Below are 17,659 nucleotides of genomic sequence, written 5' to 3'. Positions count from 1 at the left end.
ATTTCAACATTTTAATGAATTTATATTTTCCTTAATCCTAAGGAGGCCCACCTCATGACAATCCGCTCTCGTATGCTGATCGACAAGCATTTCACCGTATCCGCCGTGGATCCCCGGATGTACGGTTCCTTTATCGAACATTTGGGACGCGCCGTATACGGGGGAATCTACGAGCCGGGCCACCCTACCGCGGACGAGAACGGCTTCCGCCGAGATGCGCTGGAGGCGATCCGCGCGCTTCAGGTTCCAATCGTGCGCTCCCCGGGCGGCAACTTCATGTCCGGCAACATCTGGGAGGACGGCGTCGGCCCCAAGTCGGAGCGCAAGCGCAAGCTCGAACTCGCCTGGTGGACGACCGAGACGAACGCCGTCGGCACGAATGAGTTCGCGGAGTGGGCCAAGCTGGCCGGCACGGAAGTGATGATGGCCGTCAACCTCGGCACGCGGGGCCCGGACGATGCGAGAAATCTCGTCGAATACTGCAATCATCCTTCAGGCTCTTACTACAGCGACTTGCGCATCTCCCACGGCTATCGCGAGCCCCATCGCTTCAAGACGTGGTGTCTGGGCAACGAGATGGTCGGTCCCTGGCAGATCGGTGCAAAAACTGCGGTCGAGTATGGACGGATCGCCAATGAGACGGGGAAAGTGATGCGCTGGGTCGATCCGACGATCGAGCTCGTCGCCTGCGGCAGCTCCTCCAGGGGCATGCCGACGTTCGCCGAGTGGGAAGCAACCGTTCTCGATCTCGCCTACGATCAGGTCGATTACCTTTCGCTGCATGCTTATTACAACAATAACGCGGGCGATACGGCCAACTTCCTGGCCAGCTCGCTCGATCTCGACCAGTTCATCGGGGGCGTAGCTTCGATCGCCGATTACGTTCAGGCGAAAAAGCGCAGCAAGAAAAAAATCATGCTGTCGCTCGACGAATGGAATGTGTGGCACTCGATCGGCACCAGCCGCGCGAGCGAACGCTGGCAGATCGCGCCGCCCGAGTTCGAGGACGCGTACACCTTCGAAGACGCGCTCGCCGTCGGGTGCTATCTGATCACGATGCTGAAGCACGCCGACCGGGTGAAAATGGGCTGCCTCGCCCAGCTGATCAACACGATCGCGCCGATCATGACGGAGACGGGCGGTTCGCTCTGGCTGCAGACGACCTACTATCCGTTTTTCCACGCTTCGAATTACGGCAGAGGCACGGTACTCCAATCGGTCGTCGACGCGCCGAAGTACGATGCCAAGGACTTCACCGACGTTCCATACCTGGAATCGGTCAGTGTGTTCGACGAAGAGCAAGGTGTCCTGACCATCTTCGCCGTGAACCGTCATCTGGAGGAGCCGATGGCGCTCGAAGTCGACGTCCGCAGCTTCGGCGACGCGCGTCTGCTCGAGCATATCGTGCTGGAAAGCGACGACCTGAAGGCAACCAACACCAAGACAAATCCGAACCGGGTCGTTCCGCGGAAGGGCGGCGAGTCCAAGATCGACCAGGGCAGCGTGCAAGCCTTGCTCGGCCGCGCCTCCTGGAACGTCATCCGCATCGCGACGACGAAGGGCTAATCGAAAAAACCAAAAGACCGGGAACGGCGTTGGGGATTGGGTCCCCGGCTGTTTCCGGTCGTTGATGCGGACATATGCGATGTGACCGCACAACGACATACCTTAGCTACTGTTGAGTCGGATTTATGCGATACTACCGCACAACGCCGCTCTACAGCCGCAGTTTTGGCGGAGATATGCGATATTGCCGCATAACAACCACACCCAAGCTACTGTTAGGTCCGAGATGTGCGATACTACCGCACAACAGCGTTCCCCAAGCCGCGCCCCTAACGTGCCAGCAGCACGTCCTAGCGCTCGCGGACGTATGTCGCAGTTGCTGTTCGCCATGTGCAGAACGAGCGACCGATCGTTGGCCGTCTTACGTCACCATGAGCTAGTTCGTCCGCTCTCTGACCGCAACTCTGGATTCGTCTCGCCGCAAGTTCATCAGGACCAGCACCAGCGCGATCGCCGCGAGGAAGACGCCGAGCAGCCGGAAGCCGGCAAAGGTAAACGTCCCGCCCATAATCATGCCGGTGAGCAGCGAAGATAGAATCGTCCCGAGGTATCTCGATGTATTGAAGAGGCCCGAGGCTACGCCGGCGATTTCTTTGGGCGAGCTTCTGAACAAGGCCGCCTGCATGCCGACGGCGTTCAGCCCGTTGCCGACTCCGAAGGCCGCCAGCGGCAAGCTGACGCCGATCGCCGGCGAGGACTTGCCCAGCGCCGCGAGCCATATAGAGCCTAGCAGCATCAGTATGGCGGCCGCAATCAACGCGGGCCTCGGTCCCGACTTGTCGATCCATTTGCCCGCGAACGGAGAAGCGGCGACCGAGCAAAGGCCGAGCGTCAGCATCAGAAGCCCCGTGTGAAGCTCGCTGACCTGGCGAACCGTCTGCAGATAGGAAGGAACGCCGAAAAAGAGCGCATAAAAGAGCAGGTTGACGAGCACGAACTGCACATTGACCCAAGTCATCGCCGGGTACTTGGCAAAGGTCCGCAGCGGGATAAACGGCGACGCCGTCGTCAGCTCGCGCCTTGCGAATAAAGTCAGCGACACCAGGCCGATCCCCCCGGCGACGATGCCCCGCAACGGGGCGTGCCCAGCCGTCTTGACAGACAGCAAGCCTATGAGCAAACCTAGCAATCCCGCCGCAAAAAGCAGGATCCCGATCGCATCGATCCTCGCCGCCCATTTTCGAAGAGACAGCTTGCCTGCGGCCGCCGGAGCGTCCCCCGGAATCGCGCGCCGTGCGAGCAGGAAGCTCGCCACAACGAACGGCACGTTGACGATAAAGATCGCATGCCAGTCCCATTGCTCCAGCAAGACGCCCCCCGCAAAAGGGCCGATCGCCGCCGCTCCGGACAAAAAGATCGACAGCACGGATAGCGCCGATGCCTGCTTTTCCGTCACGTGAATTCTGACGATCGCCATGCCGACCGCGACCAGCATGCTCGTTCCGATCGACTGCGCGACACGCGCCGCGATCAGCCATCCGAAGCTCGGCGACAGCGGAGCCAGCATCGAGGAGACGAAGGATACGACGAGCCCTGCGAGAAAGATTCTTCTGCGGCCGAACAGGTCGCTGACCTTGCCCATGACGGGCTGAGCGATCGCGCTCGCCAAATAAAAAGAGAAGATCAACCAGGATACTTCCGTATAATCGAGCCTGTAAACCTGCTGCAGACGCGCGATCGCGACGGCGATCATCGAAGAATTTAACGGATTTAACAATACGCCCAAGCCGACCGCGATCAACAGCTTTTTGCTGCGGACATTCATTTATGCTTCCCCTCCAACAACCGTGCTACAGCCATCTTACTTTATGCCGTCCATTTACTCCAACGCATTTTAAGCTATACTAGCATTGACTATAGGGAATGAATCGAGGGATCGGCATGGAGCTGCTTCAGCTGCAATATTTTATCGCGGTCGCGCGTCTTGAACATATGACCGAGGCTGCCCGAAGCCTGCATGTGACCCAATCGTCGCTCAGCAAAACGATCCAGCGCCTGGAAGAGAGCCTCGGCGTGCCGTTGTTCGACCGAACGGGCAGGCAGCTGCGGTTGAACGCGTTCGGCAGTCGCTTTCTGCTGCGCGCGGAGCGGGCATTGTTCGAGCTGGAGCAAGGGAAGCAGGAGCTCGGCGAGCTGTCGGATCGGATGGAAGGTACGCTTAAGCTGGCGATGACGACCGCAAGCACGCTGCCCGGCATCTTAAAGGCGTTCCGGGAAAAGCGTCCCTCGGTCCATTTTCATGCGCAAATGGCAAACCTGACGGAGATGATCGCGCTGCTGCGTCGCGGAGAGGTTGACTTCTGCATCACTTCGCCGCCTGTCGAGGAGGAGGACATTCATTGTGAGATCGTGTTCGTCGACCCTTTCGTGCTGGCGGTTCCCAAAGGTCACCGGTTGGCGGATCGCGACAGCGTGTCGCTGGAGGAACTTAGAGACGAATGGTTTGTCGGCGTAAAAAAGGGCTACGGCACGAGGGATTTTCTTGATGTCGTCTGCGATGCTGCCGGCTTCGCCCCCCGGTACGTGTACGAGGGAAACGAACCCGCAAGGCTGAGCGCCCTGGTCGAGGCCGATATCGGCGTCGCCTTTATGCCGGGCACGGCCAGGTACCCGCAGGCCAATGTCCGTTATCTGCGTTTGGAGGATGCCGGCTTGACGCGTGAGATCGCTTTGTTGTGGCACAGGAGCCGCTACCTGTCGCAGGCGGCGCTGGATTTTCGGGAGGTCGTGCTCGCCTATTTCGAAGCGCAATCCGACCATTCGTTCAGGGCATGAATATTCAACCTGGCGAAGTAAATGCGATTGTGACCTGCGCACCAAAAAACGGAAAACCTCGGGACGAGGATTTCCGTTTTTATGAATATAGGGCGGTTCCATACCTGCCGGGCTTGCCTGCGGGTAAACGAATTTTACCGGAGAATCAATTGAATCCGCCGTTCACGCGAATCGTCTGTCCGGTAATCCAGCGCCCTCTGTCGCCGGCGAGCAGCTCCACCGCGTTCGCGATGTCCTCCGGCTCTCCCAGGCGTCCGAAGGCGTTCATCCGCCGAAACGATTCGACCAGCTCTTCCGACTTCCCGGTCAGGAACAGCTCGGTCGAAACCTGTCCCGGCGCGATGCAGTTGATCGTGATGTCCTTGGGACCGAATTCCTTTGCCAGTTGGCGCGTCAATTGCTCTACTGCGCCCTTGGTCGCGGCGTAGACGCTGTACGTCGGGAGCATCGCGCCGGCCACGGAGGTCGAGAAGTTGATGATCGATCCGCCCGGCGACATATGCTTCATCGCTTGCTGGCAAGCGAAGTATGTTCCTTTTACATTGACGGCAAATTGACGGTCGAACGCCGCCTCCGTCACGTCCGCGATCGCCGCGTTGTCCATGATGCCGGCATTGTTGACGACGATGTCGACGCGCCCGTATTGCCCGAGCGTCCGCTCGAACAGCGCTTCGACGTCGCTTACTTTGCTAACGTCGGCGCCGATGGCGAACGCTTCTCCGCCGGCTTGCTTGATCGTCTCTACGACTTCGTCCGCCTTGCCCGGATTTGAAGCATAATTGACGATCGCCTTCGCGCCGGAGCCTGCCAGTTGAATGGCGATCTGCCGCCCGATTCCTCTCGAAGCCCCTGTAACGATCGCGACTTTTCCCTGCAATTCCATATCGAATCCCTCTCCTTTGGGTGGAACGGCCGCCGCTGTCCGCGTCCGACCTGATGAACTCATTATAGAAAAGGTTGACCGCCACCGGGTAGAACAGACGTATTCGATCCTTGCCTATTTCTCTTCGGAGCGGGTATGATGAGGGAAAACGCGAAGCGCGCGGAAAGGAGCCGTCGACCGATGAATGAACCTTCGCGCATGGAGCAGGCCCGGCAGCGATTGGCGAATGCGATTCAGCGCCATGCTCCGAGCAGCGGCACGCATCGAACTGCCATACCGGATTTAACGCTGCTGCATGCCGTGCGAACGTCCGAGCCGCTGGAGTCCGTCTACAAGCCCTCGATCTGCATCGTGGCGCAAGGCGCCAAGACGGCTGCTTTGGCGGACGGCATCTATACCTACGATCCGATGACGTACCTGGTGACTTCGGTCGAGCTGCCGATCTTCGGCAAAATCGTCGAGGCTTCGCCCGAGATTCCCTATTTAAGCCTGAAGCTGTGCTTCGATGCCGACGTCATTCTGGACGTCGCCGGCGTGATCCCGCGTCCCGAGCTCGTCTCTTCGGAGCCGGTCCGGGGCATTACCGTGAGCCGCATGTCCCCCGCCCTGCTCGAAGCCGCTTGTCGGCTGGTCGAGCTGCTCGATGAGCCGGAGGACGTCCCGGCGCTAGCTCCCCTCGTCATCCGCGAGATGCTGTACCGCCTGCTTCAAGGCGAACAAGGTCCGCTCCTGCGGTCGTTCGCGACGGTCGGCAGCCAATCGCATCTCATTGCCCAGTCTGTCCGATTGATCAACCGGCAATACGAGCGTCCGATTCGCGTCGAAGAGCTGGCGGGTGCCGTCAACATGAGCGTGTCAGCGTTTCACAAGCACTTCAAGCGCGTCACAGCCATGAGCCCGCTGCAATATCAGAAGACGGTGCGTCTGCAGGAAGCGAAGCGCCTGATGCTGTCGGAAGCCGTATCGGCGTCCGAGGCGGCTTTTCGCGTAGGCTACGAGAGCCCGTCTCAATTCAGCAGGGAGTACGCCCGTCTGTACGGACGGCCGCCGATGCAGGACGTGCAGGAGCTTCGCGAAGCGACGGCTGTCGGGGCGGGCGGCGAAGGGCAAGACTAATTATGAAGAGGCTCGGCGAGTAAGCGAATGGGAGGATTCGGTATGATTACGCTCAGAAAAATCACGCTCGATAACCGGCGTGCCGTGTTTAACCTCGAAGTGTCCGAGGATCAGCGCCAGTACGTCGCATCCAATCTGTCGAGCGTCGCGTCTTGTTATGTGCTGTCCACAAATGGGGGACATCCTTTTCCGTTTGCCATTTACGCGGATGAGCAGCCGGTCGGATTTGCCATGTTGACATACGGGATTACCGGATACGAGCTGCCGTCAGTCGCCGACGGCAGCTACTGCATCCTGCGGTTCATGATCGACAGGCATTATCAGGGCCGGGGTTACGGCCGCGAGGCGTTGGCGGAAATGATAAAGTTCATCCGTACCTTTCCCGCCGGCCCCGCGCAATTGTGCTGGCTCCCTTACAAACGAGACAACACCGCCGCCAAGAAGCTTTATGAAAGCTTCGGTTTCCAGGAAAACGGTGAGATTTGCGATGGCGAACAGGTCACCGTATTGCGCTTGTGAGCGGCAAGTCCGCCTCCACGCCGATTTGAAGCAACCACGCAGTATAACAGCCCTCGGCCATTCCGATCGGAACGGTCAAGGGCTGCTGCGACTAACTGTTTTTACTGGAATGACAAGGCGTCCACTTCAACATAGTAGTTCGTCGATCTCACGTTTTTACTGTTCTTGGCCACCACTTTGATCGTGTGCGTGCCGCCCGTCAGGCCTTGCTTGCGATAAACCGCCACGTCGGTAAAGCGCTCCTCGCTGTACAGATCGACCGTCTGGTCCAGCACGCCGTCGATATACACGTCGGCCATCCCGTGATCGGCGTCCGTTTTGCCGCGCCATTCGACGCTCGTTCCCGTGAAGCTGGCTTGCATATACGCGCCGGCCGACGTCGTGTGATGGCCGGTATCGCGATAATAGCCGGTGCCGGTCGAGATCCCGGTGCTCCACGTACCGGAATAAGCCAGCTGCGAGTTGCTGTCGTCCCAGGTGACGATCGGCGTGCCCTTCGAGCTGTTCAGCCGGTCGATCTCCACATAATAGCCGGTCGAAGCCGCGTTCTTGTCGCTGCGTGCGACGATCTGGATCGTATGCGCCCCGTTCGAGAGCCCGCGTTTAACGTAAATTTGATTGTCGATATACCGGTTGGCATTGTAGAGATCGACGGTCTGATTGAGCGTGCCGTCGATATACACGTCGGCTTTGCCGTGATCCGGGCCGATGACGCCGTACCATTCGATGCTTGCCCCGTTAAACGTATATTGCGCATAGCTTCCGCCAGTCGTCGAGAAATGGCCCGTATTGTTCCAATAACCGGTTCCCGAAGGTACGCTGGTCAGCCATGTGCCGGCGTAGGTGAATCCGCTGGCCGTGTCGTCGACGACCGTCGGCGTCCCCGTCGTAATGTTGAAGCGATCCACTTCCACGTAGGTGCCCGTCGAAGCGCTGTTTCTGTCGCTCCTGGCGACGATCTTGATCGTATGCGGACCGTTCGTCAGGCCGACCTTGGAGTAAATCTCCGTATTGACGAAGCGATGGGCCGCGTACAAATCGACCGAATTGTCCAGCGCGCCGTCGATATACACGTCCGCCGTGCCGTGATCGGGACCTTTGACGCCGGACCAGACCACGTTGGTGCCGTTAAACGTATATTCCGAGTAGCTGCCCGCGGTCGTCGTAAAGTGACCGTTGTTCCCTGAATATCCCGTCCCCGACGGCACGCTGGTCAGCCAGGTTCCCGAATAGGCGATGCCCGCGTCGTTGTCTTCGACTACGGTCACGCCCGGCCCTGCGCCCGCGATCGCGTTATGCATGTTGACCAACTGCGCGTACTGCGGAGAATTGATATGCCCTTCCTTGCTCACGTTCGGCCCGATGGAGATGACGCCGCTCTGGTTGGTCACCGTCGAAAAATAGTTGGTCAAATCCAGCGTCGAATACTTGAAGCCGTTCCGCGCCCAATCGTAGCCTTGATAGGCCGTCTCGCTCCACTGGACCCCGCCGATCCATCTGGAATAAGGCGCCGCGTTGTATTGGGAAGGCACGTACTGGAGCAGGTTCTGCTCGCCTGTAATATAATCCGCGTAAGTGGTCATCGGCGCTTCTACCGACAAACCCGGATCGAAGGAAACGATCGCATCGGCATTGCCGTGCTTGGCGGCCGCGGCAAAGGTCTGAAAATTATGCGCGGCGGTGTAATCCGTATACGCTTGTGAAATATCCGGCTTGCCGTACATGGCGCCGTTGTTGTAAGTCCCGTCGAACCACCAGCCGGCGACTTTCGAACCGTAACGGTCCGACCATTCTTGTATAATGCTCTCCCACTTGGCCTGGAAGGCTTGCGGCGCCAGGTTGTCGTAGATCGGCGTCGGATCGCCGAGTGCCGCACCCGCGCCGGGATCGTCCGAGGGAGAACGGGCGGGCAGATACAGCATAAGCTTGATGCCGTAAGGATTGAGCGCGTCGTACAGATCCTCCGGCAAATCCCGCGTCGACATCTTCGACGTCGAAGCGGTGCGCCCGACGAGGCTGTCGTACGTTGCATTAGGCGAAGCGAAGTAACCGCTGTTCTGCCCGAGCGTAAAAATGACGTACTTCGCGCCTGTCTCGCTAACCTGTTTCGCAAAATAGTCGACGTCGAAGTTGTCGACCAGCGTGTTCCAATCGCCCGTAATATCCCCGCCGCCGTACAGCCACTGCACGAACAGCCCGAATTTCCCCTGCATGAACCAATCCGTGTTGGCATTGTACGTCTGGGCCTGCGCGCGATGAGGCGGGATGAGTGCCAGAACAACCAGTAAAGCCAGAACCAACGCATACGCGCGATTAGAACGTCTAAATGGTCTTTGACGCGTCGTCATGCTTGAACCCTCCCTTGGCGGATGGCTTGCTTGATGGCTTGCAGTTGTTCCCTTTGCTGCGGATCGAGACGGCCGAACCGGTTGACGTGAACGTCCAGCGCGATGACGCCCTGCCATTCGATGGCGGACTTGACCCAATCCGTCAACTCGCCGGTCGGCCAGTTCAGCCCCGTATTGCCCCAACCCGCCAGATCCGTGACGAATCGCCCCAGGAACGTCCAATGGAACCACTGGACGCCCTCCCGTTCGTCCGCCCATCGCCCGTCCCCGGGCAAAGGGCCGATCTCGTTGGTCTCCCCTGCCGTATAGTCCTCCAGCGGCGAGTTGACGAGCCGGTCGCGGAAGATGCCGCCGTTAAAGGCCACGATGCGCGACGCATTGCCCGACTTGGCTGCGCCGGCGAGAGTGTACCAGTTGCAGGGCAGCGTCAGGTCGTCGTAAGCCTCCTGGAACCACATGCCGTCGAACCACCAGCCCGCCAGCTTTTCCCCGTATCGGTCGGACCATTCGCGGATGACCGCCTGCCACTTGGCCTGCGTCTCCTGCGACGGCGCGACCTCCACCGGATAATCGAATGCCCGGTTGATCGCGTGATCCCCTGCTTCCAGATGCGCCTTGCTCGGCGGATTGGCCGGCACGTACAGGATCAGCTTAATGCCGTGAGGCGCCAGGGCATCGGCAATCTCAAGCGGCAGATCGCGGGTTGAAGCGCGCTCTCCAGGCTGCAGGCCGGCGATGCGATCGTAGGTCGCGTTGGGCGAGAGCAAGTAGCCGCTGTTCTGGCCAAGGGTCAGGATGACAAAGCCGGCTCCGCTCTCTACGACCTGCTCCACATAACGATCGACGTCGAAGCCGTCAATCACCTCGTTCCAGCTCTCCTCGTCCTGCCATTTCTCGCCGTCGTTCGGCGCCACCCGGTTCATGAACTCCGCCAGCAAATGATGCGAGATGCCGTAGCGGGCGGCGTGCAGCCAATCCGTATTCGGATTCCCATCCGCGTCGGCAATGGGTCCGATCGCTTCGCTGGTCAAGACGTGACGCTCATCCCCGCTAACAAGCCCAGCCTCGCACCTGACGTATCGGCCGACGGCGGCCGCGGAGAGCGGCAGAACATCGTAGTAAGCGCCGGCTATGGGCGTATAAATCCCGTCCTTGGCATCCGAAGTGAGCCAACGGTAGGATGGCCCCTCGTGCTCCTCGTGCCGGTCGGATTCCCGCTCCGGCGGAAGGACCCTGGCTTGCAGCGCGCCCTTCTTGCGGGGCAAGCCCGATATTTCGACGCGCGCTGCCTTCAAGCTTTCATCATTGGACGGCACGGGCATCCGCTCCTCTTATTTCTTATTGAGCTGGTCCAAAGTCGCCTGCGCTTCGGCCAACACCTTGTCGCCTCCGGCCTTTTTCCAATCCGCTACGTACTTGTCGAATTCGCTAATCGGCCTGCGGCCGGTGATGAAATCGATGAAGCTCTTGATCGTAAGCTGCGTCAACGCGTCCTGGAATTCGTCGTAAGCCGGCTTGGCCAGCGGCGTCATGAAGTCGTACTTGCCGATCCCTTTGCTCGCGGCCGCTTCCTTGACCGGCATCAGGTCGCCCCGCGTCATGAACGGCGCCTGGAAGTCGTAATCGTTGAAGCTGGCCGGCGCGTGATAATAGTTGCCGATGCCGAACTTGGTGCGCTCCTCGTCCGTGTCGTAAGGCGGGATGTAGGCGTAGGTGCCGTCGCTCTTGATCTCGAACGTCTTGCCTTTTTCTCCGTAGTGGATTTTCGTATACAGGTCGAGATCGAAGGAGGTCGCGTCGAACATTTTCAGATAAGCCGCCATCTTCTCGGGATCCTTCTCAAGCTGCTTGCCGAACTGAATGCCCGTTCCGAGCATCGGATTGCCCTGCGTAATGCCGAAGCTGCCGCTCGGCCCCTTCGGACCGCTGGACAGCGCCCAATCCGCGTCCGGCACGTTTTTGCGCAATTGGGTGTAATATTTGCCTTCGTAGAACGCCTCCGGCTGGATGAACTCCCACCACGACCGCTGCACGACGCCGACTTTGCTGGAAATGACTTTGTCATCCACGTTGGAATCTTTGTTGACGAAAAATTCCGGATCGATCAAGTCGGCCTTGAACCACTTGTTCAACGTCGTCAGCGCTTCCTTGGCGCCCGGCTCGATCTCGCCCCGCACCGCCTTGCCGTCCGCATCGACGGTTGCGCCCGGATACACGCCGTACGCGCCGAAGACGGACGAGAAAATGGTCTGAATCGTCGTGGCGCTGGCCGTCATGCCGTAGGTGTCCTTCTTCCCGTTGCCGTCCGGATCGTCGTTGCGGAACTTGGTGAGCGCCGCCTCCATCTCTTCGACGGTGTCAGGCGTCTTCGCGATGCCGACCTTCTTCAGCCAGTCCTGCCGATAGCCGATGATCTCGGAGGAGGAAGCGAGCGTCCACAGCACCGGCAGATTATAGATCTTGCCGTCCTCGTGGCGCACGAACCGCATCGGATCGGCGCCGAGATTTTTTTCCAGCCAGGCCATATATTTCGGCGCGTTCTGCTTCAGCATATCGATCGGAATCTCCGCCGCCGCCCCCTGATCGGCGAACTTGTCGGCGTCTGCGAACGGAACTTCCTTCCACCAGTCCGGAATGTCGCCCGAGGCGATCTGCAGCAGCAGCTTCTCCTTGATAGCCGCCGCGTCGTTCGTCGAATTGTAAAATCCGATATCGACGCCGAACTTGTCGCGAATCGCATTCATCGCATATCCGTCGAGATTCGTCTTGTCCGCGTCGAAATTCCATACCATCAGCTTCATTTTCTCGCCGGTTGACGACGCCGAAGCCGCAGACGCAGACGCGCCGGACGATACCGCGGCATTGCCGTCGTTGTCGTTGCCGCATGCCGTCACCGTCGTCGCCAGCAGCGCCGCCCCCAGCAGCATCGAGATTTTTTTCTTTTGTTTATCCATCTGAACCGCTCCCTCGATTGTCGTTTTTCGAATCTGTATATAAAAGGCTCAGCCTTTTATAGCGCCTACCATGACCCCTTGGACGAAATACTTCTGCACGAAGGGGTAGACGACCAACATCGGAATGATCGACAGCATGACGACCGCCGCCTGCAGCTGCCTGTCGGTATATTCGCTGTGCGTATTCATCTTCTGGATCATCGCGTTCATGTCCGCCGTATCGTTTTCGATGAGAATCTTGCGGAGGACGACCTGAAGCACCTGCTTGTGCCCGTCGGCGATATAAATCAGACTGTCGAACCACGCGTTCCAGTGACCGACGCCCACCCACAAAGCAAGCGTCGCCAGCACGGGCGCGGACAGCGGCAGGATGACCGAGACGTAGATTCGTAAATAACCCGCGCCGTCCACGCGCGCCGATTCCTCCAGGCTGTCGGGTATGGAACGGAAGAAATTGCGCATGACGAGCGCGTTAAAGGCGCTGAGCGTCCCGGGCAGCACGAGCGCCCATACCGAATTCAGCAGATGCAGCTCGCGAATCAACAGGTAATTCGGGATCAGGCCGCCGGTAAAAAGCATCGTCAGCAGCAGGAAGCCGGTCAAGGCGCGATTGAAGGGCAAGTCCTTCTTGGACAAGGGATAAGCGGTCAAGGAAGTCACGACGAGCATGCACAGCACGCCGAGCGCGGTTCTGACGATCGTATTGAGATACCCCGTCCAAAGCGGCTTAAAGTGAAAGGCCAGGCGGTAAGCCTCGAACGAGACCTGCTCCGGAACGAACATCAGGCGGGTCGAATAGACGGAAGCGCCTGTCTCCAACGAGGTAACGAGCTGCGTCCAAAACGGATAAAGCGTGAGCAGCATGAGCAGCGTCATCGACGCATACAAGCATAGATCCGCAGCCATGCCGAGCCGCGTTTTACGGTAAACCATCTACTCACCCCTTTTTGTACGTTGGTCTACCAAAGCGTGTGATCGTTGCCTCCGACGGCTTTGACCAGACGATTGACGCTTAGCAGCAGAATTAACGCCACCACCGATTTGAACATGCCGACCGCCGTGGAATAGCTGTAGTCCGCGTTGATGAGCCCCAGCCGGTACACGTAGGTATCGATCACGTCGGCAACGCCGTACACCTGCGAGTTGTACATATTAAAGATCTGATCGAAGCCGGCATCCAGAATCGTTCCCATCGAGAGAATGAGCATGATGGAGATGACGGGTGCCAGCATCGGCAGCGTAATCTGGATCATTCGCCGGAAGCGGCCGGCCCCGTCCATAATCGCCGCCTCGTGAAGCTGCGGATCGACGCCTGCGATCGCGGCCAGAAAAATAATCGAGCTCCAGCCGAAGCTTTGAAAAACCGAGGTGCCGACCAGAATGCTTCTGAAGTAACGCTCGTCGGCCATAAAGACGACAGGCGCATGTCCGAACGCCTTGACGAGGGCATTGACGGGTCCCTCGAGCGAGAACAGCGTCGTGAAGATGCCCGCCAGCACGATCCAGGAAATAAAATGCGGCAAGTACGACACCGTCTGCACCCATTTGCGGAAAAGCGGACGTCTAATCTCGTTAAGCAGCAGCGCGAACGCGATCGGCGCCGGAAAACCGAAGATGAGCTTGTAGACGCTGATCAAAATCGTGTTTTTGAGCACGACGTAGAAATGCGGATCGTCGAACACTTTGTTAAAGTGCTTCATGCCGACCCAGGGACTGTCCAGAATGCCCGAGGTAATGCGAAAATCCTTGAAGGCGAGCACCAGCCCGTACATGGGCATGTAATTGAATACAAGCAAGAAGATAAAGCCGGGTATGAGCATTAAAAACAACATCCGGTATTGCTTGAACTTGTTGAACCGTCCCTTCGCCCGACCGCTCGACCGGGTCTGGACGGCGGATTCCGCTGCGGTTGCCTGCATCGCTCGCTTCCTTTCCAGCGCTTGCCGAACGCCCTGTGCTTGTGCCTTGCATGAGTAATATTAGCAAGCCGGAATGGCTTTGTATCGTTCTCATTTCTTCGATTCATTTCAGTTTTTTTCGTTGTTGGCCGATGGAGCCGCACGACGCTTGACGCCTTTTCTCCGGGTAAGCAATAATCGATTAAAGCGCTTACGCTAACTTGCAACGGAAAGAAGGCTGGCCATGTTCCGCATCCTGATCGTCGACGATGAGCACTTCGAGCGCGACGGCGTCGTCTATCTCATTCGCAAGTTCGGCCTGGATCTGTCGATCGCCGAAGCGGAGAGCGGCGAAGAAGCGCTTGCGTATATGCAAGCGCATGCCGTAGATATTCTGCTGACCGACATCCGGATGCATGGGATGGACGGTCTTCAGCTGGCGCGTCATGCGCGGGACCTGCAGCCGAACGTTAAAATCGTCATTCTGAGCGCCTACGGACAATTCGAATACGCGCAGCAAGCGATCGACCTGAAGGCCGTTCAATACGTACTGAAGCCGGTCGAAGTCGAGAGCTTGGTGAAGGCGCTTCGTCAAGCCGTCGATCTGTGCACGGAGGAACGGCTCGAGCTGGAACGGCAATCGAAGCTTCAGCAGGTGTACCGACGCGGCATTCAGTCGGAGAAGAGCACGCTGCTGGCCGATCTCATGGGCGAAGGGGAAAATGGGCCCTTGTCCGGGGAAGACGCCCACGGAGAGCTGCTGCAGTTGAACCGTTTGTTCGCCGGCCCGGGCGTTTCCGAAGATCGCTCGTACCGCTTCTTGATGCTGGATACGCGGCTGCGGTTTTTCGATACGGTCGACGACGGATTCGAAGCGCTGCTGGGCGAACGGCTGAACGGCGAAGGCGCCGTCATCGTCTTGAACGAATATCAGGCGCTCGTTCTCCTGGAAGCGCGCGCCGAGGAGACGGAGCGTTCGCTGGAGCGGATGTGCGGGGATTTGGCGCGCTGGTTCAAAGGGCATTACGGCAAGGAACTGAGCATCGTATGCAGCGGCCCGTTCCATGACTTCGCGCAGATGCGTGCCGAATATCGCAAATTGGAGTCCATGCTCGAGAGCAAATTTTTCTACGAAGAAGGCTTCGTCCTGTTCGCCGACGCCGCCCTGCCGCAGCTGCAATCGTCCGCGTTTGCGGAGCGGGCGATCGCGGATATTTCCCAGTGCCTGTCGCGCAAGGAGTGGGACGTCGCGCAGGCCCGCTTCGTCCACCTGTTCGACGATCTGAAGAACAGCGGGCACGCCTCGGTGATCTACGTGAAATACATCTGCTCTGAAATTATCCGCCCCCTCCTCCAAACGAAACGAAAAGGAGACGCGGGCGACTTTCGGGACACGCTCGAAGCGATCTTTCGCACGACCGCACTCAAAGATCTGCGGCAATTGATGCTCGACCTGTTCAGAGAATGCGGCGCCCGCTCGGAGCAGGCCGCGCTGCCGGAAGCGAATCATAAGATCGTGGACGAGGTTATTCAGATCATCGAACGGGAATATCATACCGATCTGTCGGTGGACACGATCGCCGAACGCGTCTACCTGACGCCCAGCTATTTAAGCCACTTGTTCGCCAAGCAGACCGGCGTGAGCCTGATCAAATATTTGACGATGCACCGGCTGGAAAAGGCTAAAAAGCTGCTGCAAGAAACCAACCGTAAAATCGTCGATATTGGCGCCGAAGTGGGCTATGCCAACTACCCGTATTTTTGCTCGCTGCTCAAAAACTATTACGGCAAGACGCCCACGCAAATCCGGGAGGAAGGGCGGACATGATCGCCCGCCTCCGGCATGCGGTCGATCGGCTGCGGTTCAGGCAGAAGCTTGTGCTTTCCTACCTGTTTATCAGCTTGATCCCGATCCTGTTTCTGGGGACGTATTCTTACAATCAATCGAAGCATTTCCTGAACGATCAGGCGATGGACGACTTCCGCGGCAGCGCAGGCATCTTCGCCGAAAGCATCCGCGCCAACATGGACCGGTACGAGACGATGGCCAGCCTCGTCTTGTACAACGATATCATTCAAAAAATTTTATCCAAGCGATACCTGGATTTGTTCAACCTGTACGACGACTTGACAGAGTTCTTGAACCCTTATCTGAACATGCTGCTTAACCTCAACAAGGACACACTTCAGCTCACCATCTATACGAAAAACGACATGCCCGAATACGGCGACTACATCAATCGGATCGAACGCATCGAAGACATGCCGTGGTATGCCGCGCTGCAGGACGGCAACCGGCCCCAGTGGTTCCACGACCCGAACCAGCTGTTCCTCGCCAGCCGCTTCCCCAAGCTACGGCCCGCGGGCAACACGTACAAAGCGGCAAGAAGCGCCAGTGACGAAAATGTTCTCTACATCCGCGTCAACAATCGCAATTTGTTCGCGAGCTTGCCCGACGCGATGAAGGACCAGTGGGTGTTCCTCGTGGACGCTGCCGGCGCGACGGTCTACGCCAATCAGAACATGGACGAACAGATGACGCGCACGCTCGCTGGCATCGTCGACAGACCCGAAGGTCATCTGAAAATCGGCGGAACCGATATGATCCTCATCAAACAGCCCGTTCCCGCGACCGACTGGCTGCTGTACTGCCTCGTTCCCTATCGCAACCTTGCCCAGCATTCGGGCAGCATCGTCCGGGCGACGCTCATCGTCGCGGGCCTTTGCCTGCTCATCCTGATCGTCATCATCGCGGTGTTCGCCAAATCGATGATCCGGCAGATCTACAAGCTGAACAACTGGATGCGGCGCGTCGAAGAAGGAGAGCTCGAGCTGAGAATCAAGAGCACGTCGAAGGACGAGATCGGCGAGCTGACGCGAAGGTTCGGCAACATGCTGCAGCGGATCAACGAGCTGATCAACGAAGGCTACAAAAACAAGATCAAGCAGAAGGAAGCCGAGCTGAGCGCCTTGAAGTCGCAGATCACGCCGCATTTCCTGTACAACACACTCAGCTTCATTAACTGGAAAGCCGTAAAAAGCGACGATCTCGAGCTCAGCCGGATGGTCACGAGCCTCTCCAAGTTTTACCGGACGGCGCTGAATCGCGGAGATAACATGATCTCCGTGCGCGACGAGATCGAGAATATGAAGTCCTATGTGGACATCGTGCTGATGACCAGCGGTCACCGGTTTGACGTGATGTACGACCTGGACGAGACCGGCTACGACTATGGCACGATCAACCTGATTCTCCAGCCGCTCGTCGAAAATGCGGTCAAGCACGGCATCAACAAAAAGACGGACGGCAAAGGCTTGCTCGAGATCAAGCTGCGCGAAGGCGAGGACACGATCGAATTCAGCGTACGCGACAACGGGCCGGGAATCGAACCGCACCTGCTAAGCGAGCTGCTGACCAAGCCTACCGCCGGCTACGGTCTGAAAAACGTAGACGAACGAATCAAGCTCATGTTCGGCGCCGAATTCGGATTGCTGATCGAAAGCGAGGTCGGCCGGGGAACGCGCATGCGGGTGGTGATCCCGAAGCAGGCGTTAACCAGCGACGGACCCGCATCGTAAAAAACTCCCCCGAAGGGGAGT

The 17,659-nt window shown here is 58.4% G+C and carries 13 protein-coding genes; 6 read left to right on the top strand and 7 right to left on the bottom strand.

Annotation, left to right across the window (positions count from 1 at the left end; all coding sequences use genetic code 11):
• Positions 1 to 54: 54 nt before the first annotated feature.
• Entirely contained in the window at positions 55 to 1,566 is a 1,512-nt protein-coding gene (gene arfA / locus KVT38_RS12120; RefSeq protein WP_217593979.1) for an arabinosylfuranosidase ArfA, read from the top strand.
• A 376-nt stretch (positions 1,567 to 1,942) separates the two neighbouring features.
• On the opposite strand, the gene KVT38_RS12115 is transcribed toward arfA, so the two are convergent.
• Positions 1,943 to 3,331: an MFS transporter gene (locus tag KVT38_RS12115; RefSeq protein WP_217593978.1), complete on the bottom strand. Its 1,389-nt coding sequence runs from the start codon at positions 3,329 to 3,331 to the stop codon at positions 1,943 to 1,945.
• A gap of 116 nt (positions 3,332 to 3,447) precedes the next feature.
• On the opposite strand from KVT38_RS12115, the gene KVT38_RS12110 reads away from it, so the two are divergent.
• Complete coding sequence (locus KVT38_RS12110) at positions 3,448 to 4,341, top strand: LysR family transcriptional regulator (RefSeq protein ID WP_217593977.1); 894 nt, start codon at positions 3,448 to 3,450, stop codon at positions 4,339 to 4,341.
• A 145-nt stretch (positions 4,342 to 4,486) separates the two neighbouring features.
• Here KVT38_RS12110 and KVT38_RS12105 read toward each other — a convergent pair whose 3' ends face one another.
• A complete protein-coding gene (locus tag KVT38_RS12105; RefSeq protein WP_217593976.1) occupies positions 4,487 to 5,224 on the bottom strand; it encodes an SDR family oxidoreductase in 738 nt (245 codons plus the stop codon).
• A 180-nt stretch (positions 5,225 to 5,404) separates the two neighbouring features.
• Between KVT38_RS12105 and KVT38_RS12100 the strand changes: the two genes are divergently transcribed.
• Together KVT38_RS12100 and KVT38_RS12095 are read left to right on the top strand one after the other, a co-directional pair.
• Positions 5,405 to 6,340 carry an AraC family transcriptional regulator gene (locus tag KVT38_RS12100; protein WP_217593975.1) on the top strand — a complete coding sequence of 312 codons (936 nt, stop codon included), beginning with the start codon at positions 5,405 to 5,407 and terminating at the stop codon, positions 6,338 to 6,340.
• A gap of 42 nt (positions 6,341 to 6,382) precedes the next feature.
• Entirely contained in the window at positions 6,383 to 6,859 is a 477-nt protein-coding gene (locus KVT38_RS12095) for a GNAT family N-acetyltransferase (RefSeq protein ID WP_217593974.1), read from the top strand.
• Positions 6,860 to 6,960: 101 nt separating this feature from the next.
• Here the strand turns inward: KVT38_RS12095 and KVT38_RS12090 are convergent, their stop codons facing one another.
• From KVT38_RS12090 to KVT38_RS12070, 5 genes are read right to left on the bottom strand one after another with little or no spacing between them, the layout of a single operon-like run.
• Positions 6,961 to 9,207, bottom strand: coding sequence for an alpha-L-fucosidase (locus KVT38_RS12090; RefSeq protein ID WP_217593973.1), 2,247 nt, complete (start codon positions 9,205 to 9,207; stop codon positions 6,961 to 6,963).
• On the bottom strand, positions 9,204 to 10,523 hold the full coding sequence (locus tag KVT38_RS12085; RefSeq protein WP_217593972.1) for an alpha-L-fucosidase: 1,320 nt from the start codon (positions 10,521 to 10,523) through the stop codon (positions 9,204 to 9,206). Before KVT38_RS12085 ends, KVT38_RS12090 begins: the two co-directional genes overlap by 4 nt.
• Positions 10,524 to 10,538: 15 nt before the next feature.
• Positions 10,539 to 12,161 (bottom strand): type 2 periplasmic-binding domain-containing protein, encoded by a 1,623-nt coding sequence (locus tag KVT38_RS12080; protein ID WP_217593971.1) that lies wholly within the window; start codon positions 12,159 to 12,161, stop codon positions 10,539 to 10,541.
• 48 nt (positions 12,162 to 12,209) lie between these two features.
• On the bottom strand, positions 12,210 to 13,094 hold the full coding sequence (locus KVT38_RS12075) for a carbohydrate ABC transporter permease (RefSeq protein ID WP_217593970.1): 885 nt from the start codon (positions 13,092 to 13,094) through the stop codon (positions 12,210 to 12,212).
• Between the two features lie 26 nt (positions 13,095 to 13,120).
• Positions 13,121 to 14,080: an ABC transporter permease gene (locus KVT38_RS12070; protein WP_217593969.1), complete on the bottom strand. Its 960-nt coding sequence runs from the start codon at positions 14,078 to 14,080 to the stop codon at positions 13,121 to 13,123.
• 223 nt (positions 14,081 to 14,303) lie between these two features.
• On the opposite strand from KVT38_RS12070, the gene KVT38_RS12065 reads away from it, so the two are divergent.
• Positions 14,304 to 15,887 (top strand): response regulator transcription factor, encoded by a 1,584-nt coding sequence (locus tag KVT38_RS12065; RefSeq protein ID WP_217593968.1) that lies wholly within the window; start codon positions 14,304 to 14,306, stop codon positions 15,885 to 15,887.
• Positions 15,884 to 17,638, top strand: coding sequence for a sensor histidine kinase (locus KVT38_RS12060; RefSeq protein WP_217593967.1), 1,755 nt, complete (start codon positions 15,884 to 15,886; stop codon positions 17,636 to 17,638). Before KVT38_RS12065 ends, KVT38_RS12060 begins: the two co-directional genes overlap by 4 nt.
• Positions 17,639 to 17,659 lie beyond the last annotated feature (21 nt).

It is taken from the genome of Cohnella sp. GbtcB17, assembly GCF_019091135.1.
Taxonomy (GTDB): domain Bacteria; phylum Bacillota; class Bacilli; order Paenibacillales; family Paenibacillaceae; genus Cohnella.
The sequence above is the reverse complement of the archived record's forward strand: the minus strand, read 5'-3'. Positions and strand labels throughout refer to the sequence as shown.

Coding starts and splice junctions, on each gene's coding strand:
- arfA (WP_217593979.1), top strand. CDS start 55: ATGACAATCCGCTCTCGTATGCTGATCGACAAGCATTTCACCGTATCC.
- KVT38_RS12115 (WP_217593978.1), bottom strand. CDS start 3,331: ATGAATGTCCGCAGCAAAAAGCTGTTGATCGCGGTCGGCTTGGGCGTA.
- KVT38_RS12110 (WP_217593977.1), top strand. CDS start 3,448: ATGGAGCTGCTTCAGCTGCAATATTTTATCGCGGTCGCGCGTCTTGAA.
- KVT38_RS12105 (WP_217593976.1), bottom strand. CDS start 5,224: ATGGAATTGCAGGGAAAAGTCGCGATCGTTACAGGGGCTTCGAGAGGA.
- KVT38_RS12100 (WP_217593975.1), top strand. CDS start 5,405: ATGAATGAACCTTCGCGCATGGAGCAGGCCCGGCAGCGATTGGCGAAT.
- KVT38_RS12095 (WP_217593974.1), top strand. CDS start 6,383: ATGATTACGCTCAGAAAAATCACGCTCGATAACCGGCGTGCCGTGTTT.
- KVT38_RS12090 (WP_217593973.1), bottom strand. CDS start 9,207: ATGACGACGCGTCAAAGACCATTTAGACGTTCTAATCGCGCGTATGCG.
- KVT38_RS12080 (WP_217593971.1), bottom strand. CDS start 12,161: ATGGATAAACAAAAGAAAAAAATCTCGATGCTGCTGGGGGCGGCGCTG.
- KVT38_RS12075 (WP_217593970.1), bottom strand. CDS start 13,094: ATGGTTTACCGTAAAACGCGGCTCGGCATGGCTGCGGATCTATGCTTG.
- KVT38_RS12070 (WP_217593969.1), bottom strand. CDS start 14,080: ATGCAGGCAACCGCAGCGGAATCCGCCGTCCAGACCCGGTCGAGCGGT.
- KVT38_RS12065 (WP_217593968.1), top strand. CDS start 14,304: ATGTTCCGCATCCTGATCGTCGACGATGAGCACTTCGAGCGCGACGGC.
- KVT38_RS12060 (WP_217593967.1), top strand. CDS start 15,884: ATGATCGCCCGCCTCCGGCATGCGGTCGATCGGCTGCGGTTCAGGCAG.